This is a genomic window from Auritidibacter sp. NML100628 (genome assembly GCF_003185985.1).
Classification (GTDB): domain Bacteria; phylum Actinomycetota; class Actinomycetes; order Actinomycetales; family Micrococcaceae; genus Auritidibacter; species Auritidibacter ignavus.
The window spans coordinates 75,956-96,934 of sequence record NZ_QHLP01000004.1 but is presented as its reverse complement, the minus strand read 5'-3'; the positions used below and the strand labels follow the sequence as shown (position 1 = coordinate 96,934).

Here is a 20,979-nt window from a genome sequence, read left to right as displayed (position 1 = left end):
GTGAAAGGAACATTCATGCAGAAAAATAAGCTTCTGATTTATGGCCCGTTGGGTGTGGGCGCTCTCGCGCTGTTTTCGCTCATGGCGCTACTGTTATACCTGTTTATTTTTGGCACCCTCTTGGGCCATAATGTTTCCTCGCTCGACGGTGACGGACCGCAATGGCCGTTTGCGACCGCATGGGTGCTGGGATGGATTAGTGTCATCTGCGTTCCGCTGGGGGCTCTCTGGGCCGTGATCATGCCACATATTGGCCGGGAGCAGGGCTAAAGAGAGAAGCCAGCTCAGCTGGGGGTCGTTCCATGGCCGGTTTGTCCGCTGTCAGCGGTGCAACCGTTTATTGGTCAGCCGGGTCGCGGTGGCGGTCGTGGGGTCTTCTGGCCACGGGTGTTTGGCGTAGCGTCCTCGGTTCTCGGCACGTACCTGGGGATAGACTTCAGACCAGAAAAACGGCAGGTCTTGGGTGATAGCTAACGGTCTTCCGGCAGGGGAGAGCAAATGAATGCTAACCGGGACATCGACAATGGTTGGTGTCTCCACGGCTCCGAACATCTCTTGGAGCTTCACTGCCAGCACGGGTGGGTTCTGGGAATAATCCACCCGATAGCTTGAACCGGACGGGACCGTGAGCCGTTCCGGGACTCGTGTCTGTAATTCAGCGTCCTTGTCCCAGCCCACCAGCGTCTTCAGACCTGACAGGAGATCTTGGGCAAAAGGAGCCCATTGTTCGGGAGTGAAACTCCGGGGATCGGGCCAGTCTGGCAGATGGTGATGGGCGAAGCGTAGCCGGTCCCAGTACTGCCAGAAATTCTGACTTGGGTTGAGGGCCTCGAGCCCCTGGACGCGAACGGCCCGAGCGGTGGCCAGCAACGTGTCGTCACTGGTGGCCGCCACCGGAGTCTGGTTGAGAATGATGGCACCGATCCGGGACACCTCGCGGACGTTGACTTTCTGCCCCGACCATTCGGCAACTCGCTCTTGGGTAACGGGTAACAACAGCTCGACGGTGTCTTGATCAACCGGCACTGCCGCGCGGATGATGGGCTTGCCACGCAACAGCCCAACCTCCGTGCACACTAACCAGTCGGTCTGCGGTAGCCGAGAATCTCGGGGTAGTTCGGCGGCGGTTCCGGAGACCAACAAGAATTCTCGGGAGTCGCGTTCTCGGCGACGGGCAATGCGATCTGGGTAAGCCAGAGCTGCTACGGTGACGAGATCCTGTTCCCGGGGCTTCTCAGCCGGTGCTATACCGGAGGGGGTAGCACCGGTGAGGCCGAGAAATCGGTGCGCCTCGCGTGGAAGCTCACGTGCTCTCACATTGACACCAGGGGCTCTCTGATCGGAATCCAATAACGCTACCGCCGTGGCCGCGGTGACAGGGTCGAGGAGTTCGGAACCGTCCAGTAAAGCGCGGGCGAGTCGTGGTTCTGTAGGAACTGAGGCTAAACGTCGACCCAGATCGGTCACCACCGGCCACGCACCGGAGTCTTCATCGGGCGGTTCGATAGCTTCCAAAGCACGCAAGACCTCCACTGCGGCGCGATATGCGCGTTGCGGTGGACAGGTCGGGAGACGGGTCGGACCCCAACACGCCAGGAACAACACAGCCGAGGTCAGGTCACTGGTGAGGATCTCCGGGGTGATATCACTGGGGCGGGCAGCATATTCGCGTTCCGTCACACACCGTACGACCAGGCCTGGCCCGAGACGCGCCGCACGACCGGCCCGCTGCCGCATCGAGGCCTTGGACGCACCCACGGTGACCAGCCCGGTCATCGCCCGCATCGTGTCTAACCGTTGGGTTCGCTCCAGCCCTGAGTCCACTACGGCCCTGACCCCCGGAACGGTCAAGGACGACTCAGCGACATTCGTTGCCAGAATGATGCGCTGATGGTTGGCTCGGGAGAGTACCTGGTCCTGTTCCTCGGCGGTGCTTGACCCGGTCAACACGAGGGCTTCAGGAAGCTGGCGTTGTACCGCGCGGATCTCGGCGACACCGGGCAGAAAGACCAAAACGTCTCCCTCGGTGCGAGCACTGGTCTGGGCCGTCGTCTTCGCAACGTGGGCGAGAAAATCTGGAGTGACGCCACGGTCGTCCAGCGCGGTGGGGGGCTTAGAGAATTCTTCGGTGAGGGCATAGATCTCGGTGTGGGCGGTGAATAATGCAGCATCAAAATAGTTCACCCACTGTTGCGACTGCGCAGTTGCTGACATCGCCACGAGTTCCAGGTCATCGCGTCGTGGTAAGAGATCGCGGATAAATGCGGCGGTGAGGTCGGTTTCTACGGAGCGTTCATGGATTTCGTCGATCACCACCGCCGAAACATCATCCAGGTCCGGATCACGCAACAGACGACGGAGCAACACTCCCACCGTGACGAACTCGATCTGAGTCTGTGCTGAGACCTTCGCATCGCCCCGAACGGTATAACCAATGTGGTCCCCCACGATGGTGCGAGTGAGCTGTGCCAGTCGCCGTGCTGCTGCCCGGGCCGCAACCCGGCGCGGCTGGGTCACCACGACCTTGAGACCGGGCTCGCGGTGCTCGGCCCTGGCCGCCAACAACGGGGGAATGATCGTGGTTTTACCCGTACCCGGAGGTGATTCCACCACCGCGCGTAGCCGGTGCGGTAGCCCGAGAAGTTCTTCGACTAATGACGCGGCCGGTAACCCGTGGCCGATCTGTGGGAGGGCGTCGTGGAAGGACAATGAAGAACTGGTCATCCCTTGTAGTCTATGGACTCGTCGTTGGTAGGCAGAACCAGTGCAGTCTCCGATGTGATCAGACCTGGGATGAAATGACCGCCCAGATCTGGCAGAATACTTTGTATTGGTCACGAGTGTCAGTGAAACAGCCCCGGCTTACTGACCGGCAACCCTCCACCGCGGTGGGGTGCCCCGGGTGAGGACCAGGCGCGAACCACAATGGTTCGCAGCAAGCGCGGGTCCACCGTGCTCTGAACGCTGTCTGCCGGCACGGTGTCAGAACACGAGTTGCGACCCCTGAGACAACAGGAGTCAAACCCCATGGGTCAATCACAGCAACCAGACAGCACCAACCCCAACACCTGGGGGCTAGCCACCAAACAGATTCACGCTGGGATCCCGGAGGTAGCCGACTACGGTTCCACCCAGCTTCCCATTCATGCCACAGCGTCCTATAACTTCCCGACTTTGCAGGACGCAGCCGATCGTTTCGCACTCTCCAGCCTGGGCCAGATCTACACCCGCATTACGAATCCCACCACCGACGCGGTCGAACAGAAGATCGCCGCACTGGAAGGTGGCGTGGGGGCGGTGATGACCTCCTCCGGACAGTCCGCGACCACCCTGGCCGTTCTCAACCTTGCCGGTGCGGGAGATTCGGTGGTGGTGTCCGCATCACTGTATGGTGGCACCCAAAACCTGTTCAAACACACCCTGCCGCGACTCGGGATTGAAACGATCTTTGTCGACGATCCCGATGACCTTGACGCCTGGAAACAGGCCATCAAACCCAACACCAAGGTGCTCTTTGGTGAAGTGCTGGGTAACCCGAAAGCCGATGTGCTCGATGTGGCAGCGGTGGCAGATATTGCCCATCAGGCGGGGCTCCCCTTGATCGTGGATTCGACATTGACTCCACCGCCGGTGTTCCGCCCGTTCGAACACGGTGTGGATATTGTCGTGCACTCGGCGACCAAATACCTGGGCGGTCATGCCGCGGCGCTCGGCGGGTTCGTCGTTGATTCGGGCCATTTCGACTGGACAGCCGACCCGGAAAAATTCCCCTGGTTCAATACCCCCGACGAGTCGTATCACGGCGTGGTGTTCGGCACCGATTTTGGACCCGATGGACCGCTGGGCGCGAATCTCTCCTATATTTTGCGACTTCGCACCCAGCTGTTGCGCGATCTGGGCAGCGCAGCCAGCCCATTCAATGCCTGGATCGTCAACCTCGGCCTCGAGACCCTCTCCTTACGTGTCTCCCGCCATGTGGAATCAGCGCTGACGGTGGCGCACTGGCTGGAAGACCATCCCTTAGTTCAGCACGTGGCCTACGCCGGTCTGGAATCAAGTCCCTGGTATCACCGTGCCCAACGGCTGTTGCCCGAGGGAACCTCTGGCATCGTCTCCTTCAACATCGCCGGCGGTGCACAAGCCGGTCGGATTTTCGCTGAAGCCTTGACGCTTCACAAGCGAGTCGCCAACCTTGGCGACACTCGCTCACTGGTGATTCACCCGGCTTCGACCACTCACGCCCAGCTCAGTGAAGCAGAACAGCGGGCCGCCGGCGTCGAGCCGTCGTTAGTCAGGCTATCGGTCGGTCTGGAGAACCCCGAGGATATCCTGGCTGATCTGCAACAAGGTTTTGCAGCAGTCGAACAGCGTCGCTAGCGCCACAACCGCGTAGCTACTCGCAGATACTGCCGGGCACAGTATCGACAACCGGAACTGAGGATGATGAACGTGTCAGTGGATGCAGAACCGATCGTTGCAGGTCGTGCGATCTCACCGGGGCTTCGGACCATCTCAGTGGGTGAACTGACCTTTGAAACCGGAGGCTGGCTACCCGAGGTGCAGCTGGCCTATGAAACCTGGGGCACACTCAATCAGGATGGCTCCAACGCCATCCTGATATTGCACGCCCTGACCGGTGATAGCCACGTGGTTTCCTCAGAAGCGCTTCCGCATCCGGGCTGGTGGGAGTCTCTTGTCGGGCCGGGCCGCCCCATCGATACCCGAAAATGGTTCGTGGTGGCACCCAATATGGTGGGTGGCTGTTACGGCTCGACGGGCCCGTCTTCCCCGGACCCTGACGGGCGACCGTGGGGCTCACGGTTTCCCTTTACCACGATCCGAGATTCGGTTCATGCTGAAGCACGCCTGGCCGACGCGCTGGGCATTGAGACTTGGCACGCCGTGCTGGGCGGTTCTATGGGCGGAGCTCGCGCACTGGAATGGGCAGCCACCTACCCGGAACGAGTCCGGGGTGCGGGTATTTTAGCCTGTGGGGGAGCAGCCAGCGCCGAGCAGATTGCCTTCGCCCAGTCGCAAGTGGCCGCGATCAAACTTGATCCACACTACCGCCGTGGTGACTACTACGGTCAACAGCCGCCCGAGGAAGGGCTGGGTATCGCACGGCGCATTGCTCACATCACCTACCGTTCGGAGGCCGAGCTCCAGTACCGCTTCGCTCGGAAACCTCAAGGGCAGGAAGACCCCTTCGGACAGATCACTCAGCGTACCGGCCGGTACCAGATCGAATCCTATTTGGATTACAAAGCCAAAGACCTGGCCTCCCGGTTCGATGCCAACTCCTACGTGGTTCTCACCGAAGCGCTGATGTCGCACGACGTTGGACGCAACCGTGGCGGGCAACAAGCCGCGGTAGCACGGATTGTGGCAACACCGTTCATCGCTGCGGTCTCCTCGGACCGGTTGTACTTCCCCTCTCAGTCCCAGCAACTAGCCGACGACTTCAACCGCGGCCGTGGTGCCCAGGATCCTAATCATCCGCAGCATGTCCTCAGTCACCAAATCGATTCGCCCATCGGACATGATGGCTTCCTGACCGCTCCCGAAAAAATCGCGGATGAACTCATCCGGGTCCTGGAGCTGTAAAGCGAAGCTTCTGCACTGGTAGACTGGTTCGCTAAGATCATCGACTATGAGCTACAACACTGAGTCGAACCAGCTGGTAGTACGTTTCAGCCACCAGGACCTTTCCTCCCGGAGCGATAGTGATCTGCTCGTGGTGCTTCACGGTTACGGCGCCGATGAAACCGATCTCCTTCCGCTCACGGCCGAGTTGCCCGACACTTTTACCGTAGCCGCGGTGCGTGCCCCCATCTGGCTGACCAACGGGATGAATGGATACGCCTGGTTCCCGATCACCGAAGACTTGAGCTCACCTCCGGAAAGCGTTCGCAACAGCCTTGAGCAGTTGGACTCCTGGATCCAGAGCGTCGCTGATGGTTTCCGCACCGTCTCCATTTTGGGGTTCTCCCAGGGTATGGCCATGGCCACCTCCATGTTACGGATGCGCCCCGACCAATATGCTGCGGTGGTTGGTCTGTCGGGCTTTGTTCTTGACGCGAGTAACGAGCCACTCCTGGCAGAGCTGTTGAGTCACGACGAAGAACTGGCAACCAAACAGGTGCCGGTCTTCTGGGGTCGCGACCTACAAGACCCCATTATCCCGCCTGAAATGGCCGAAGATGCCGGCGCGTGGCTTGACCAGCATGTCGACCTCACACAGGACACGTACCAAGGTGTGGGCCATGGGGTACACCCGCAGGAAATCTCCGATCTCACCGCATTCCTCGTTCGCCACGTCGCGAACCGGCGTTAACCGTAGGTGAATTTCGGGGTGCATCAGGAGACATGGGTTGTTACCAACCTGTAATCTGTCGCCCTTACAGTGATCGTGTTCTTACTGAGGCTGACCAAGCCTTGTTCCAAGATCACTATCACCGAGGAGAACGCGCATGTCGTCGAATCGTCGCCCGGTTGCTATCGGGCTGATCACTCTGATGGGGTTGCTTGCTCCGACCCCGGCTTTGGCAGCGACTTCCGAGTCCCCTGCCCCTGAAGAAACTCCCGCACCTTCGGCACCGGCTACTCAGCCGTCGGAAGCTCCTGCGGAGACTCAGCCCGCTGACAACGGACCTGAGACTGAAGATACCGAGACGGAAGGTTCTGAGACCGCGGGCTCCGAATCCCCTAATCCGGATGAGGAAACCGCCGAGAACCCAGACGGAGAAACCACCGTCAGCTTGCTGAACATCAATGACTTTCATGGTCGCATGAGTGAAGATATCGCCATGCCGTTTGCCAAGCTGATCACTGATCAGCAGGCTGTGAACCCTGGTAACACTTTGTTCTTGTCGTCTGGTGACGATATTGGTGCTTCGCTGTATGTTTCCTCTGTGCAGGATGACAACCCGACTCTGGATTACCTGAATGCTCTAGGTCTGGATGCTAGTGCGTTGGGTAACCACGAGTTTGATAAGGGCGTTAGCGACTTAGTAGACCGTGTCTTCCCGCGCTCGGATTTCGATCATCTGGCGGCTAATGTGATCGTGAAGGAAACCGGCGAGCCGCTGACCGATCCTTATAAGATCTACGAAACCGAGTCCGGTCACTCCGTGGCCGTCGTGGGCGGTGTGACCCAGGAGACTGTTACCCTGGTGAACCCGGCCGGCATTGAGTCCGTCGAGTTCAAAGACCCGGTGGAATCGGTCAACACCTACATTGAGCAGCTGTCCGATGGGGATGCGTCGAACGGCGAGGCAGACATCATCGTGGCTTCGTACCACGAGGGTGTCAACACCGACAATATTGACAACGACCGCATCGTCAACAACACCCACCCTGAAGCTGACGTGATCTTTACCGGTCACACTCACGAGTTGTACAACGTGGATGCTCCAGTTCCAGGCGAGGAGGGCAAGACCCGCCCGGTTATGCAGACCGGTGAATACGGCAGCAACCTGGCTCGTGTTGACTTCAGCCTCGATGCTGAGGGCGAGATCATTGACGTCGAGCACAAGAACTTGCCTGCCGGCGATGCTCCGAGTGAGGACGAGATCGCTGCCAGCCCGGTGCTGACCGAGGTTAAGCAGATTGTTGATGACGCCGCTGCTGTGGCTGAAGAAGAAGGCTCTGTGGTGATCGGTGAGCTCGAAGACTACATCACCACCGGTTACAATCCTGAGGCCACCGATAAGGGTGGATTCGACCAGCGTGATCGCGAATCCACCATGGGTCACCTGGTGGCCGATGCGTGGTTGTGGGCCGGCAATAACAACCCGGCTGGTCTGAGTGCTGACATCGGTGTGCTGGCCGCCGGCTCCCTCCGTGACGAATTCCCCAGTGGCCTGCGTCTGAACAAAGACCTGCAACCTGGTGAAGTCACCGTTGCTGATGCTGTATCCGTGAACCCGTTTGCTAACGACATCTACGTCGTAGAGATCACCGGCGAGCAGCTCCGTGAAGCGCTGGAACAGCAGTGGCAGACCACCGCTGATGGTGAGATTCCTTCTCGCCCCTACCTGCAACTGGCTCTGAGCTCTAACGTTCGTTACACCTTTACCGGTGAAGTGTCGACCAACGCTAACAACCGTGCTGGTCACGAGACTCTGGGTAACAACATCGACCAGATCTGGGTTAACGACAAGCTGGTCACTGGTGACGAGACCTTCAAGGTGGCTCTGCCGTCCTTCTTGGCCGCTGGTGGTGACAACTTCCGTGCTTTTGGTAACAGCCTGAACCAGCAGCAGACCGCGCTGATTGACTCCGACATCTTCGTCAACTACCTGCGTGACGAGCTGGATGGCAAGATTGCTCCGCGTTTCGATCAGCAGGCCATCAATATCTCTGATGTGTCTGATAGCTACGACATCAACGGCGAGCTGACTTTCGGCCTGCAGTCCCTGGGTGTTCCGTCCTACAACGCTCCGATTCCGGAGAACTTCGCGGCCAGCATCGTGACCGAAGATGGCACCGAGGTTGAACTGGGCACCGTCGAGGTGCAAGACAAAGCAGGTAACGTCAAGTTCGACCTGTCGCAGTTCGATTTGGCTGCCGGTAACGTTCAGGTCAAGCTGGTGGATGAGACCACCGGTACCATCATTACCCGCGCCATTGAGTTGACTGGTGAGCGGGACGACGAGGGCGGACAGCCTGGTGATGGTGAGACGACCGAGCCTGGTGACGAGGAGACCAGCGAGCAGCCTGGTCAGCCTGGTGATGACGAGACCAGCGAGCAGCCTGGTCAGCCTGGTGATGACGAGACCAGCGAGCAGCCTGGTCAGCAACCTGGTGATGAAGATGAGTCGGGCAAGCCTAGCGAAGGTGGCGAGGCTAGCGAAGATGGCGAGGCTGGCGACAAGGGCCAGGGCGGTGCCGAAGGTTCTGAACAGGGCTCCTTGGCTTCCACTGGTGCCACCATTGGTGGTCTGGCACTGCTGGGTGTAGCGGCTCTGGGTGTTGGCGCGCTGTTGGTTCGCCGCCGCGCTAACGCTCACGAGTAAGGGCCCTATCCCCTGAGGGGATAGTTCACACTGACGATCAGGGTGGTGACGGAATCATTTCGTCACCACCCTGAATCGTTGTGGAGGCTGAGTCTTAACCGGGTTAAAGAACGAAAAACATAGGAACAGACTAGACCCCGGGTGATTCTCGTTCGATAGTGACAGCAATGCCTGCGCTCGGGATAGCAATTACGTCCCCGGGGTGCAATTGTCGACCACGGCGAGTTTCGACCTCACCGTTGACCACAATAAGGCCATCCTGGATAATCTCACGGGCCTCCACTCCGTCTTCGACGAGGTTTCCCAATTTGAGGGCCTGGCCTAAACGGATCATGTCATCGTTGATCAATAGTGCTGTGACGTCAGGTGGCTCAGAAGCAGAAATACCCATGATGCCATTCTCACACCCGCCAACGATGTTGTCAGTGCCTGATCTGGGTGTCGCATCCGTGCCCGTGACTCAAACTGCCCGTAGACTAGTCACCGTTAGGCTCGCTTACGCACCATCGAACAGAGTGAGCCTCCACGATATCAAGACACTCATACCACCTTTGTCCCGCGCGAGCCCGCGCAGAAAGTGAAGCTTCATGGCTGCCCCGTCATCTCCTCTGGACCAGGTTATTAATCTCGCCAAACGGCGTGGATTCGTGTTCCAAGCCGGTGAAATTTACGGTGGCTCGCGTTCAGCCTGGGACTATGGACCACTGGGCGTCGAGCTGAAAGAGAACATTAAGAATCAGTGGTGGCAGACCTTTGTTCGTGGGCGTGGCGATATGGTCGGACTGGACTCGTCCATTATTTTGCCCCGTCAGGTCTGGGAGGCCTCCGGCCACGTCGAGACTTTCACGGACCCGCTGGTGGAATGCACGAGCTGTCACCGCCGGCAACGCCAAGACCACCTCGAGGAAGCTTTCGAAGCCAAGCATAACCGTGTTGCAGAATCCATGGCAGAAATCGTCTGCCCCGACTGTGGGACTCGTGGCCAGTGGACCGAACCTCAGTTGTTCTCCGGACTGGTCAAAACCTATCTGGGGCCGGTTGATAATGAGGAAGGCCTGCACTACATGCGCCCGGAGACTGCCCAGGGCATCTTCGTGAATTTCCTGAACGTGCTCAATGCCTCCCGGAAGAAACCACCGTTTGGTATCGGCCAGATTGGTAAAGCCTTCCGTAACGAGATCACTCCGGGTAACTTCATCTTCCGCACCCGCGAATTCGAACAGATGGAAATTGAATATTTCGTCCATCCCGACCAGGCTGGCGAACACTTTGACCGGTGGGTTGATGACTGCTTCAACTGGTTCGTTGATCTCGGCGTCAACTCCGACAACCTGCGTAAGTTCGATGTTCCTGCCGAAGACCGGGCACACTATTCGGACGGCACCATCGACTTGGAGTATCGTTTCGGTTTCCAGGGTTCTGAGTGGGGCGAACTGATGGGTATTGCGAACCGGACCAACTATGACCTGTCGCAACACACCGAGTATTCCGGTACCAAGATGCAGTACTTCGACCAGGGCACCAACGAGCGGTACACACCCTATGTGATTGAACCCTCCTTCGGTCTCACACGCTCGCTGATGGCCTTCTTAGTGGATTCCTACCGCGAAGACGAAGCCCCCAACACGAAGGGTGGGGTTGATGTGCGCACCGTACTGGGCCTGGACCCCCGATTGGCACCGATTAAAGCCGCCGTGCTCCCGCTGTCGAAGAAATCCGAGCTACAGGTCCCGGCTAGCCAGCTGGCAGACACGCTGCGGAAACGTTGGAATGTCGATTACGACGAGTCCGGGGCGATCGGGCGTCGCTACCGTCGTCAGGACGAAGTTGGTACCCCGTACTGCATCACCGTCGACTTTGACACGCTCGAAGACCAGGCCGTGACGATCCGCGAACGTGACTCGATGAACCAAGAACGTGTGAGCCTTGACCAGGTGGAGAACTACCTCAGCACCAATTTGGGTATCTAAATGACACCAGGCGACGATATTCACATCCGGCCTTGGGCAGAAGGCGACGACCTGAAGCTTCTCGAAGTTTTCGCCGACGTCGCCTCGCCCCAGCAAGCTGCCGACCGACTCATTCTTGCCAGGGCCACCACCGAGCCCTTCGGCATCACTTTGGTCGCTGAACGCGACGGTATTGCCATCGCTGCCGGTGGTGTGCGAGAGCAACCCATCCACCCCCAACGGCACTGGGTATACCTCGAAACTGCTCCGCTCGAGCGTCGTCAAGGATTTGCCGGCCTGCTCTTGGAACGGTTGGGTGAGAACATCCCGGCAGGTAGCGAGCTCAAGGCCCGGTCGGTGGCCGGTGATACCGCCACCGAATCCTTTTTAACCCGGCACGGGTTCTCCCGCATCAACACCGCTCGCAGGGTGCTGATTGGACCCGGTGGACTACAAACTCCCACCTTCAGCGAGAATGGTGAGGACGGTGCCCCAGTGTTAGAAGAACTCGGCACCGGTTCCGTTGAGCTCTCTCAAACGGTCGCGACCTTCTACAATGCCGTGCATGCTAGCTGGGATCCCAGCGAAATCAGCCTGACCAAGGCTCAACAGCTTTTCCTGGCACCTGAAACTGCAGCGACCGGCGCTGTGGTAGTCCGAGACCGCCCCAAAGCGCACTCGGGTACCATTCAGGCATTCGCGATCTCGTACCTAGTGGAGAGACCGGACGAAGCCGAGCACGATGAACGGCAACCGGCCGAGGTGCTCATGGGGTGGAACCCGGAGGCTCCCGACCCGCACACCGCCGTGAGAAACTTACTCGCCATGCTCACCGGAACATACCCCATTCAGCTCGAAACCGATGAGTCACTCACCGCGCTCAACCCGGTCATCGACGAGTTGATTGAGTCCGGCTATGCCACCGTGGAAGCAACTCATCACCTGTGGGCCACGGATGGCTGATCACCGTCGCCGTTCACGTCGAGCAACCACTGCTGGGCACCCCCGCAACGAGACGGAGACTGGGACCCCGCACGCCGGGCACGGCCACGGCCTACCGGCCGGGCCCAGCGCCGATGGACTGGTGGCTGGCACCTCCAGTCGCAAAAAGCGCCGTGTCATCGGGTGGCTGACCGGAATCCTGGCCCCGTTGACCCTGGTGCTGATCATCGGCATGGTGCTGTTGTGGCCTTCCGGCAGCTACCGGGAACTGACCCTCGACGACCCCTACGGCACGACCGAGAACTTCACCATCACACCGGCCACCGTCATCGAAACGGCGGAACGAAGCTGTCAAGACCAAAACCAGGTGATGGAGTCAACCACCGGGGCTCCCATGACCCTGCCCGATTCCGAGACCGGGGCTAGCCCAGACTGCCACACCGCTTGGGTCAATCCCGATGGAGGTGGCAGTGAACGAGTCGAAGTGGAGATCCCGCCCCAGGTCTCGGCTTCGGCCAGCATTGAGGTGGGAGACCGACTGAAAATCCTGCGCCCCAACGCCTCGTCGGGATTTGACACCTCGGTGGCCGATTTCGTCGACTTCGAGCGCACCGTACCGATCGTGCTGCTGGCCGGCCTCTACGCGCTGGTGGTCGTGCTGGTGGCCCGGTGGCGCGGGGTGCGTGCGATCATCGGACTCGTCGCCTCCTTCGCGGTGATCTTCTTTTTCATGATCCCGGCACTGCTCGAAGGCGGCCCACCACTGTGGATTGGACTCGTCGGGTGCTGTTTGATCATGGTCGCTGTGCTCTACTTCGCCCACGGTTTCTCTCTACGGACCACCACCGCCTTGCTCGGCACCCTCTTAGGTCTGGGCTTGACTGCAGGATTGGCCATTTGGAGCACCGATGCCGCCTATCTGACCGGGATGGGTGAAGAAGAATCCTTCGTGCTCTCCTCGGTCGTGCCCGATATTCGGCTCTCGGGCATTGTGCTCTGCGGACTACTTATCGCCGGGCTGGGAGTGCTCAACGACGTGACCATCACCCAATCCTCAGCGGTCTGGGAACTGCAAGCCGCCAACCCGCAGGCCAGCGCCAGGGAGCTCTTTAGCGCCGGCATGCGCATCGGCCGGGACCACATTGCCTCCACGGTCTATACCATCGCCTTTGCCTATGCCGGATCAGCGTTACCGGTCATGATGGTGATCTCCATGTACGAAACCGGACTGGGCACTATCCTGGTCTCCTCCGAACTGGCCGAAGAAGTCGTCCGGATCTTGGTGGGATCGATCGGACTGGTCTTGGCCATCCCGGCCACCACCGCCATTGCCGTTGTGGTGGCCAGGGCCGTCAGCAGTGACTCTTAACCTCCACCCGTGGTAGTGTGATCCGGGGCACAACTCGTGCTAGATTCAGAGATGAACCCTGTCCTGTACGCTCGTACAGTTCGCGGGTATGTGGCATGAATCGGTAGCACGACGGGAGAAAGAGGTCTCGATCATGGTTCAGCAACTTAGTCACTACCTCAATGGTGCACGGGTACCGGGATCATCTGGTGCCTTCAGTGACGTCTACAACCCCTCCACGGGAGAAGTTCAAGCTCAGGTCCCGCTGGCCAGTGTCGACGAGGTTCGGGAGGCAATCGCCCAGGCCAAACGAGCCCAGCCCGCGTGGGCAGCCACCAACGCCCAGAAACGAGCTCGGATCATTTCGCGATTCGTGGATGTGGCCTACCAGCACGAAGACGAGCTGGCTGAATTGCTCTCGCTGGAACACGGCAAGATTTTGGACGACGCCAAGGGAGATTTGCAACGTGGGCTGGACGTGATGGAATTCGCCACCGCAGCCCCGCACCTGCTGAAAGGCGAGTACTCGACCGGAGTCGGCACCGGCATCGATGTCTACTCCATGCGCCAGCCGTTGGGTGTGGTCGCCGGCATTACCCCGTTCAACTTCCCGGCCATGATCCCGCTGTGGAAGGCCGCCGGCGCGATTGCCTCCGGTAACGCCTTCATCCTCAAGCCCTCCGAACGAGACCCTTCGGTGCCCCTGCGGCTGGCGGAGCTGTTCACCGAGGCTGGGCTGCCCGATGGCATCCTGCAGGTCGTCAATGGCGATAAAACCGCCGTCGATGAGATCCTGGACCACCCCGACATCAAGGCCGTGGGCTTCGTGGGGTCCACCCCGATCGCTGCCTCGATCTATTCCCACGCTGCCGCGAAGGGCAAGCGCGCCCAGTGCTTCGGTGGGGCGAAAAACCACATGGTGATTATGCCCGATGCCGATATGGACCAGGCCGCCGATGCACTGATTGGGGCGGCTTTTGGTTCGGCCGGTGAGCGGTGTATGGCCATCTCCGTGGCGGTGCCGGTCGGCGTGGAGACACATCAGATCATTCGCGATAAGGTCCTGGAACGCGCCCAGCGACTCACCGTGGGACACTCGCTGGCTCAGGACTCCGATTTCGGTCCGGTCGTCTCCCCGGAAGCCAAAGAACGCATTGAAGCGGCCATCGCCCGCGGTGTGGGTGAGGGTGCCGAGCTCATCCTGGATGGCCGCCATCCCAAGGTCGCCGATTATCCCAATGGCTTCTATATCGGTGCCACCATTTTCGACCACGTCACTCCCGGGTCCTCACTGCACGCCGATGAGATCTTCGGTCCGGTGCTTTCCATTGTCCCGGCCGCCGACTATGACGCAGCGGTGGAGATCATCCACGGCCATAAGATGGGCAACGGTGTGGCGATCTTTACTCGCGACGGTGACGCTGCTCGGGAATTCGCCGCTGGGATTGAGGTGGGCATGATCGGTATTAACGTGCCCATCCCGGTTCCGATCGCCTATTACACCTTCGGCGGCTGGAAAGCCTCGGGCTTCGGGGATCTCAATCAGCACGGCCCCGATGCGTTCCGGTTCTATACCCGCACCAAGACCGTCACCCAACGGTGGCCATCCGGTATCAAAGACGGCGCCAGCTTCGTGATGCCCACCGGCAACTAACACCCCACCACGAAAGGATCACGAAGATGAGCGAGAACCATTCCGAACACGTCATAGCAGAGGTCCGTGGATCACTGGGCATCATCACCCTGAATAAGCCCCAGGCGATGAACTCGCTGTCACTGGAGATGGTCCGCACCATCACCGCGACACTGCAACAGTTCCGCGAGAACTCTGCGGTGGTCTCAGTCGCGTTGCGCGGTGCCGGCGATCGCGGTTTCTGTGCCGGCGGGGACGTGGTGGCGCTGTACCACCAGGTCGTCAATGATCCGCGTGATGCCTCGCCGTTCTTCATTGCGGAGTACCAGCTCGACCACGCCATTTCGGTCTACCCTAAGCCGGTGCTGGCCGTGATGAACGGTGTGGTGCTCGGTGGGGGAGTGGGCCTGGCCGGCCCCAGCTCCCACCGGATCGTGACCGAGACGACCCGGCTGGGTATGCCAGAAACCGGGATCGGTTTCAGCCCCGATGTGGCTGGAGTCAACTACCTAGCCCAGGCGCCTGGACTGCTGGGACGCCACCTGGCACTGACCGGTGCACACATTTCAGCTGCCGATGTCCTACATATCGGAATGGCTGATTATTTCGTCAACGACGAGTCCATCGAGGAACTTTTGGACGCGGTGTCTCAGATCAGCACCGCAGACCAACTGGACCCGACCATCCGGCAGTTTCAGGCTGAGCCGGGCCAGTCAGAGCTGGCCGCCCAGGCGGAATGGATCGACCGAGTCTACGACGCAGACACCGTGGAACAGATGCTGAGCAATGTGAGTGGCTTGGTGGAAAACCACCCCGACCACCCGGCCGGAAAGGCGCTCCGAGCACTACAGCGTAATTCACCGACCGGGATGAAAGTGGCTTTAGAAGCCGTCAAACGGGCCGGAGACCAGACCATTGGTGAAACCCTGGCTCAAGATTTGCGGACCACCATGAATGCTGCCTATGGCCACGACTTGCGCGAGGGTATCCGCGCTCAACTGGTGGATAAAGACCGCAACCCGCGGTGGAAACCGGCTGAGCTCTCGCAGGTCAGCCAACAGCTGGTCAACAGCTTCTTTGACCCTGTCGATGGGGTAGCAGATCTAGAACTCAACGAAGGATGAACCTGATGAACATCGCGTTTTTGGGATTAGGAAATATGGGGGCCCATATGGCCCGCAACCTGCTGGAGGCCGGCTACCAGGTGACCGGTTTCGACGTGGTTCCCGCTGCCGTGGAGCGTGCCGCCGAGGCGGGGATTGCCCCGGCCGAGTCAGGAGAGGCCGCGGTGCGCGACGCCGAGGTGGTGATCACCATGTTCCAAAACGGGCAACAGGTGTTGGATGCCTATCAAGGCTTACTAGCTGCCGCGCCGGAGAACACGCTGTTTATTGACTCGTCGACTATCAGCGTCGATGAAGCCCGTCAGGCTGCAGAACAGGCTCGTCAGGCAGGCCACCGCCCACTGGATGCTCCGGTCTCGGGCGGCATGTCCGGTGCTGAGGCAGGAACCTTGACTTTCATGGTGGGTGGCGATGCCGAAGCGTTTGCCACGGCCGAACCGCTTTTCCAGGCCATGGGACGCAAGATTGTGCACTGCGGTAACTCCGGTGCTGGACAAGCGGCAAAAGTCTGTAACAACATGCTGTTGGCGGTGACCACCATTGGCGCCAGTGAGGCCTTCGCGCTGGGACAGAATCTGGGGCTCAGCGACCAGGCACTGTACGATGTGCTGTCGACTTCGGCGGCACAATGTTGGACCGTGACCACCAACTGCCCGGTGCCCGGCCCGGTGGGCACGGCCCCGGCCGATCGGGGCTACGCCCCGGGGTTTGCGACCGCGCTGATGGCCAAGGATCTCGGGTTGGCGCACGCCGCGATTGAAACCACCGGGACCTCGGCTTCGTTCGGGGAAGCAGCCTACGAGGCATACCGTCAGTTCAACGAGCTAGATGGTGGTGCCTACTCAGGACAGGACTTCTCAGCGATTATTAAAACTATTCGCCAGAGTTGACCTCGTGATGACGACGAGAAAGCGCAAAACAACGACACCCACCACTGAAAGGTAGATGACGAGACGATGACTGAGTCCAGCGAAGAGATTATTCTGACCGAAGTCCAAGACCGGATCGGAGTGATCCGGCTCAACCGTCCTCAGGCCCTGAATGCACTGAATGCCGAGGTCATGACCGCGGTGGTGGACACCGTCACAGGCTGGGAAAAAGACCCCGAGATCATGGCTGTCGTCATTACGGGCAACGAGAAAGCCTTCGCTGCTGGTGCTGACATTAAAGAAATGTCGACCAAAACCGCAGTAGAGATGGCGCGCAACGACTGGTTTGCCGATTGGGACGCCTTTGCGAATCTACGGATCCCTACCATTGCTGCGGTCAACGGGTATGCGCTCGGTGGTGGCTGCGAGCTAGCCATGATGTGCGATATTCTCATCGCCGGTCCCTCCACCAAATTTGGTCAGCCTGAAATCAACCTCGGTGTCATCCCCGGGATGGGTGGTTCCCAACGACTCACCCGAGCGGTCGGAAAAGCCAAGGCCATGGACATGGTGCTGACCGGTCGGATGATGCCAGCCGACGAAGCAGAACGCGCCGGTCTCGTTTCACGACTAGTCGACGAGGATGAAAAGGTTTTTGACACCGCGATCGAGGTGGCCGGAACCATCGCCTCGAAATCGCGTCCGGTGGTTCTGGTCGCCAAGGACGCGGTGTCTGCTGCCTTTGAGACCACCTTGCAACAAGGTGTGCTCTTTGAACGCCGGACCTTCCATAGCCTGTTCTCCCTGCAGGACCAGAAAGAGGGCATGGCCGCCTTTAACGAAAAGCGCAAACCTGAATTCACAGATCACTAAAAATCCCCACACATACAGGATCCGCCGGTTGGTGTCCTACCAGCCGGCGGATCCTGCTGTGCTGAGGGCTGAAGTCCGGGAAATCGGTCAGTTACGCGGTGACATCCGTGTCGGAAAACTCGTGGTTGTACCCTTCGGTGCTGGTGCGCGTGGCACGAGCTTGATCCGTGAGTTCGCCTTCCTCACCGTGGAATTCCCGCTCTTTTGCACGCAATTCAACACGGCGGATTTTGCCCGAAACCGTCTTGGGCAACTCGGCGAATTCCAGCCGGCGAATCTTGGCATACGGAGGCAACACCGTGGAAGTGTGAGCGAAAATCGATGCCGCGGTCTCAGCAGTCGGCTCGTGCCCGGCGGCCAACACCACATAGGCTTTCGGCACCGAGAGTCGAATCGGATCCGGGGATGGGACCACCGCCACCTCGGCCACTGCCGGATGCTCAATCACCGCCGATTCCAATTCGAAGGGGGAGAGCTTATAGTCAGAAGCTTTAAACACGTCATCGGCTCGACCAATATAGGTGAAGATTCCCTGCTCATCGCGCTCCATGATGTCACCGGTGTGGTAGTAGCCACCGCGGAACGCTTTGTCGTTCTTCTCCGGGTCCCTATAGTAGCCCTTCATCAGCCCTACCGGCCGAGGGTCGGCAACCAGGCATACCTCGCCCTCTCCTGCCCCTTCGATGAGCTCATCGGTGGCCGGATCGATCAGGACCACCTCAAAGCCGGGGAGGGGCCGGCCTACGGAACCGGGCTTGAGCTCCTGGCCGGGAGTATTAGCGATCTGCAACGTGGACTCGGTCTGTCCGAACCCGTCGCGAATGTCTCGATTCCAGTCTTCGCGGACTTTATTGATCACCCGGGGGTTCAACGGTTCACCGGCAGCAACAACTTTGTCGGGTGGATTCTTCAGTTTGGTCAAATCCGCCTGAATCAGCATCCGCCAAACCGTCGGCGGAGCGCAGAAACTCGTCACCCCTTCGTCATCCATAACCTGCATCAATTTTTCGGCATCGAAGCGTGAATAGTTGTAGAGGAAGATCGTCGCTTCAGCGATCAACGGGGCAAAGAAATTCGACCAGGCGTGTTTTGCCCACCCTGGCGACGCGACATTGAGGTGAACATCTCCGGGTTCTAAACCGATCCAATATACCGTGGTGAAATGCCCAACCGGGTACGAGAGATGGGAATGAGCCACCATTTTGGCCCGTGATGTGGTCCCGGAGGTGAAATACAACAGGACCGTGTCATCAGCAGGAGTTGGTTGATCCGGTGTAAAGGCGATGTCCGCATCGAACGAGGCAACGTAGCTGAACCGGGGGTGGGCCACATTCTGCGCTTCGGTGTCCGACCTCGTGGTTCCGGTGGTGATGACCGTCATCTCACCGGTGACGGCCTCGAACTTCTCTGCGTTATCTGGGTTGACCACAACCCAGCGAGCCTCGGAACGATCAATGCGCTCCTGTAGATCATGGGGCGAGAGCATCACCGTGGTTGGTAACAGCACCGCCCCCAATTTGATGCCAGCCAGCATCGTTTCCCACAGCTCCACCTGGTTATTGAGCATCACCATCACGCCATCGCCACGCTGTACACCCAGAGAACGCAACCAATTGGCAACCTGCGAGGAGCGGTCGGCCAGTTCTCGATATGTCAGTCGCGTCGAGGAACCATCCTCTTCAACGATGACTAACGCGTTGTGATCCCCGCGTTCGGTCTCATAGGCCACGTGGTCGACCCAGTCTAGGGCGAAATTGAAGTGCTCAAACTCTGGCCACCTGAAGTTCTCTCGGGCGCTCTGGATATCGGTGCGGTAGCTAAGAAGTTGATCGCGGGCTGCGCGAAATGTCTCGGTAGCTGACATGAGGATTGTTCTCCTTGCCAAGGATGGAAACAGGGGGATGGAATCACATGCTGTACAAGTGTATAGTTCCAACTGGAGTGATACAGCTCACTTTATAGTTTCGAGAGAGGATGTCAATGACTTCGACCGTGGCCTGCGACCCTGAGCTTCGTCTCCCTTTCCCTGATGCGGATCTGTTCGATGTTGCATCGTTGCTGACGGCTGATGAACGTCAAGCTTTGCGTGCCGTGCGATCCTACATGCAGGACGTGGTTCGCCCGGTGATTGTCGACTACTGGAACCGTGAAGAGTTTCCTTTTGAGTTGCTTTCGGGGATGGCTGAGGTTGGGCTCGCCGATGTGGCTTTACAGGACCGGTCCTGGCTCTACCGTGGGCTCGTCTACTCCGAAGTGAGTCGTGTCGATGTCTCGCTCGGGGCGTTGGTGGGTATTCATAATGAGCTCATTGTCGGTATGGTCAACCAATTGGGGTCTGAGGCTCAACGACAGCAGTGGCTACCAAAACTCACCCGTTTTGAGGCGGTCGGGTCGTTTGGAATGACCGAGCCGGATCACGGGTCCGACATCGCCGGGGGTTTGGAAACCACTGCCACCCCGGTTGAGGGTGGATGGGTTATTAATGGTGCCAAGCGCTGGATCGGCGCCGGGACTTTCTGTGATTTTCTCTTGGCCTGGGCCAAGGATGCCGCTGATGGTTCGGTGAAGGCTTTCCTGATTGACTCATCGACCCCAGGGTTTTCGGCCGCAAAGATTGGGCATAAGATCGGTCTGCGCGTGATGCAAAACGCGGACATCACCCTCGATAACGTCTTGGTTTCCAGCGATGACATGCTCCCCGGAGTGGTCGGCTTTGACTCCGCGAACGAAATGTTGCGCAATTCCCGGGTCTGGGTCGGCTGGCAAGCCGTCGGCGCCCAGCTGGGTGCCTTTGATGTGATGCGCAACTATGCGCTGAATCGACAACAATTCGGTCGTCGGTTGGTGAAGTTCCAGCTCATCCAGCAAGGTCTTGCAGACCTGATCTCCAATGCCCATGCATGTCTGGGCATAATGATGAATATTGCTCGCTTGCAAGAAACCAACCAGATCGAAATGGTCCATGCCGCCATGGGTAAGGCGACCGGGTCTCGGCTGTTGCGAGAATCGGCGGCTATTGCGCGCAACGCGCTGGGTGGTAACGGGATCCTATCGACCTATGAAGCAGCCAAGATCTTCGGTGATGCCGAGGTGATACACACCTATGAAGGCACCTATGAGATCAACTCGCTGATTGTGTCTAGGGCGGTGACGGGGCACTCTGCTTTCGTGTAGAGTCAGCCATGTCACGCCGTGTTTTCTCTCACATGGTATCCCAGAGAATC

At 59.1% G+C, this 20,979-nt stretch carries 16 protein-coding genes and 1 riboswitch; of the genes, 13 read left to right on the top strand and 3 right to left on the bottom strand.

Features of this window, described 5'->3' with window-relative positions; all coding sequences use genetic code 11:
* Positions 1-15 precede the first annotated feature (15 nt).
* A complete protein-coding gene (locus DCC24_RS04750; protein WP_110098772.1) occupies positions 16-270 on the top strand; it encodes a hypothetical protein in 255 nt (84 codons plus the stop codon).
* Positions 271-321: 51 nt separating this feature from the next.
* On the opposite strand, the gene DCC24_RS04745 is transcribed toward DCC24_RS04750, so the two are convergent.
* Positions 322-2,724, bottom strand: a complete 2,403-nt coding sequence (locus DCC24_RS04745) for an ATP-dependent RNA helicase (protein ID WP_110098771.1) — start codon at positions 2,722-2,724, stop codon at positions 322-324.
* A gap of 108 nt (positions 2,725-2,832) precedes the next feature.
* Positions 2,833-2,948, top strand: a riboswitch (SAM riboswitch).
* Positions 2,949-3,027: 79 nt separating this feature from the next.
* Here DCC24_RS04745 and DCC24_RS04740 point away from each other — a divergent pair.
* The 4 genes from DCC24_RS04740 to DCC24_RS04725 all read left to right on the top strand — a co-directional run bounded on the left by DCC24_RS04740 (position 3,028) and on the right by DCC24_RS04725 (position 9,017).
* On the top strand, positions 3,028-4,377 hold the full coding sequence (locus tag DCC24_RS04740) for an O-acetylhomoserine aminocarboxypropyltransferase/cysteine synthase family protein (protein WP_110098770.1): 1,350 nt from the start codon (positions 3,028-3,030) through the stop codon (positions 4,375-4,377).
* A gap of 63 nt (positions 4,378-4,440) precedes the next feature.
* Complete coding sequence (locus DCC24_RS04735) at positions 4,441-5,604, top strand: homoserine O-acetyltransferase (RefSeq protein ID WP_233491981.1); 1,164 nt, start codon at positions 4,441-4,443, stop codon at positions 5,602-5,604.
* Positions 5,605-5,650: 46 nt separating this feature from the next.
* Positions 5,651-6,334: an alpha/beta hydrolase gene (locus DCC24_RS04730; RefSeq protein ID WP_110098769.1), complete on the top strand. Its 684-nt coding sequence runs from the start codon at positions 5,651-5,653 to the stop codon at positions 6,332-6,334.
* 136 nt (positions 6,335-6,470) lie between these two features.
* The gene (locus tag DCC24_RS04725; protein WP_110098768.1) at positions 6,471-9,017 is read left to right on the top strand and encodes a bifunctional UDP-sugar hydrolase/5'-nucleotidase; all 2,547 of its coding nucleotides are present in this window, start codon (positions 6,471-6,473) and stop codon (positions 9,015-9,017) included.
* Between the two features lie 130 nt (positions 9,018-9,147).
* On the opposite strand, the gene DCC24_RS04720 is transcribed toward DCC24_RS04725, so the two are convergent.
* Positions 9,148-9,408, bottom strand: a complete 261-nt coding sequence (locus DCC24_RS04720) for an RNA-binding S4 domain-containing protein (protein ID WP_110098767.1) — start codon at positions 9,406-9,408, stop codon at positions 9,148-9,150.
* A gap of 196 nt (positions 9,409-9,604) precedes the next feature.
* Here DCC24_RS04720 and DCC24_RS04715 point away from each other — a divergent pair, with 196 nt between their 5' ends.
* The 7 genes from DCC24_RS04715 to DCC24_RS04685 all read left to right on the top strand — a co-directional run bounded on the left by DCC24_RS04715 (position 9,605) and on the right by DCC24_RS04685 (position 17,755).
* Positions 9,605-10,987 (top strand): glycine--tRNA ligase, encoded by a 1,383-nt coding sequence (locus DCC24_RS04715; protein WP_110098766.1) that lies wholly within the window; start codon positions 9,605-9,607, stop codon positions 10,985-10,987.
* The gene (locus DCC24_RS04710) at positions 10,988-11,929 is read left to right on the top strand and encodes a GNAT family N-acetyltransferase (protein WP_110098765.1); all 942 of its coding nucleotides are present in this window, start codon (positions 10,988-10,990) and stop codon (positions 11,927-11,929) included.
* Positions 11,883-13,277 carry a YibE/F family protein gene (locus tag DCC24_RS04705; protein WP_233491980.1) on the top strand — a complete coding sequence of 465 codons (1,395 nt, stop codon included), beginning with the start codon at positions 11,883-11,885 and terminating at the stop codon, positions 13,275-13,277. The genes DCC24_RS04710 and DCC24_RS04705 overlap by 47 nt, the downstream gene beginning before the upstream one ends.
* A 133-nt stretch (positions 13,278-13,410) precedes the next feature.
* Positions 13,411-14,910: a CoA-acylating methylmalonate-semialdehyde dehydrogenase gene (locus tag DCC24_RS04700; protein WP_110098828.1), complete on the top strand. Its 1,500-nt coding sequence runs from the start codon at positions 13,411-13,413 to the stop codon at positions 14,908-14,910.
* Between the two features lie 26 nt (positions 14,911-14,936).
* Positions 14,937-16,013, top strand: coding sequence for an enoyl-CoA hydratase/isomerase family protein (locus tag DCC24_RS04695; protein ID WP_110098763.1), 1,077 nt, complete (start codon positions 14,937-14,939; stop codon positions 16,011-16,013).
* Positions 16,014-16,018: 5 nt separating this feature from the next.
* Positions 16,019-16,903, top strand: coding sequence for a 3-hydroxyisobutyrate dehydrogenase (gene mmsB / locus DCC24_RS04690; RefSeq protein WP_110098827.1), 885 nt, complete (start codon positions 16,019-16,021; stop codon positions 16,901-16,903).
* A 66-nt stretch (positions 16,904-16,969) separates the two neighbouring features.
* Positions 16,970-17,755 (top strand): enoyl-CoA hydratase-related protein, encoded by a 786-nt coding sequence (locus tag DCC24_RS04685; protein ID WP_110098762.1) that lies wholly within the window; start codon positions 16,970-16,972, stop codon positions 17,753-17,755.
* 91 nt (positions 17,756-17,846) lie between these two features.
* Here the strand turns inward: DCC24_RS04685 and DCC24_RS04680 are convergent, their stop codons facing one another.
* On the bottom strand, positions 17,847-19,619 hold the full coding sequence (locus tag DCC24_RS04680) for an AMP-binding protein (RefSeq protein WP_110098761.1): 1,773 nt from the start codon (positions 19,617-19,619) through the stop codon (positions 17,847-17,849).
* A 116-nt stretch (positions 19,620-19,735) separates the two neighbouring features.
* Here DCC24_RS04680 and DCC24_RS04675 point away from each other — a divergent pair, with 116 nt between their 5' ends.
* Positions 19,736-20,929 carry an acyl-CoA dehydrogenase family protein gene (locus DCC24_RS04675; protein WP_233491979.1) on the top strand — a complete coding sequence of 398 codons (1,194 nt, stop codon included), beginning with the start codon at positions 19,736-19,738 and terminating at the stop codon, positions 20,927-20,929.
* Positions 20,930-20,979: the final 50 nt, after the last annotated feature.

Coding starts and splice junctions, on each gene's coding strand:
- DCC24_RS04750 (WP_110098772.1), top strand. CDS start 16: ATGCAGAAAAATAAGCTTCTGATTTATGGCCCGTTGGGTGTGGGCGCT.
- DCC24_RS04745 (WP_110098771.1), bottom strand. CDS start 2,724: ATGACCAGTTCTTCATTGTCCTTCCACGACGCCCTCCCACAGATCGGC.
- DCC24_RS04740 (WP_110098770.1), top strand. CDS start 3,028: ATGGGTCAATCACAGCAACCAGACAGCACCAACCCCAACACCTGGGGG.
- DCC24_RS04735 (WP_233491981.1), top strand. CDS start 4,441: ATGATGAACGTGTCAGTGGATGCAGAACCGATCGTTGCAGGTCGTGCG.
- DCC24_RS04730 (WP_110098769.1), top strand. CDS start 5,651: ATGAGCTACAACACTGAGTCGAACCAGCTGGTAGTACGTTTCAGCCAC.
- DCC24_RS04725 (WP_110098768.1), top strand. CDS start 6,471: ATGTCGTCGAATCGTCGCCCGGTTGCTATCGGGCTGATCACTCTGATG.
- DCC24_RS04720 (WP_110098767.1), bottom strand. CDS start 9,408: ATGGGTATTTCTGCTTCTGAGCCACCTGACGTCACAGCACTATTGATC.
- DCC24_RS04715 (WP_110098766.1), top strand. CDS start 9,605: ATGGCTGCCCCGTCATCTCCTCTGGACCAGGTTATTAATCTCGCCAAA.
- DCC24_RS04710 (WP_110098765.1), top strand. CDS start 10,988: ATGACACCAGGCGACGATATTCACATCCGGCCTTGGGCAGAAGGCGAC.
- DCC24_RS04705 (WP_233491980.1), top strand. CDS start 11,883: ATGCCACCGTGGAAGCAACTCATCACCTGTGGGCCACGGATGGCTGAT.
- DCC24_RS04700 (WP_110098828.1), top strand. CDS start 13,411: ATGGTTCAGCAACTTAGTCACTACCTCAATGGTGCACGGGTACCGGGA.
- DCC24_RS04695 (WP_110098763.1), top strand. CDS start 14,937: ATGAGCGAGAACCATTCCGAACACGTCATAGCAGAGGTCCGTGGATCA.
- mmsB (WP_110098827.1), top strand. CDS start 16,019: ATGAACATCGCGTTTTTGGGATTAGGAAATATGGGGGCCCATATGGCC.
- DCC24_RS04685 (WP_110098762.1), top strand. CDS start 16,970: ATGACTGAGTCCAGCGAAGAGATTATTCTGACCGAAGTCCAAGACCGG.
- DCC24_RS04680 (WP_110098761.1), bottom strand. CDS start 19,619: ATGTCAGCTACCGAGACATTTCGCGCAGCCCGCGATCAACTTCTTAGC.
- DCC24_RS04675 (WP_233491979.1), top strand. CDS start 19,736: ATGACTTCGACCGTGGCCTGCGACCCTGAGCTTCGTCTCCCTTTCCCT.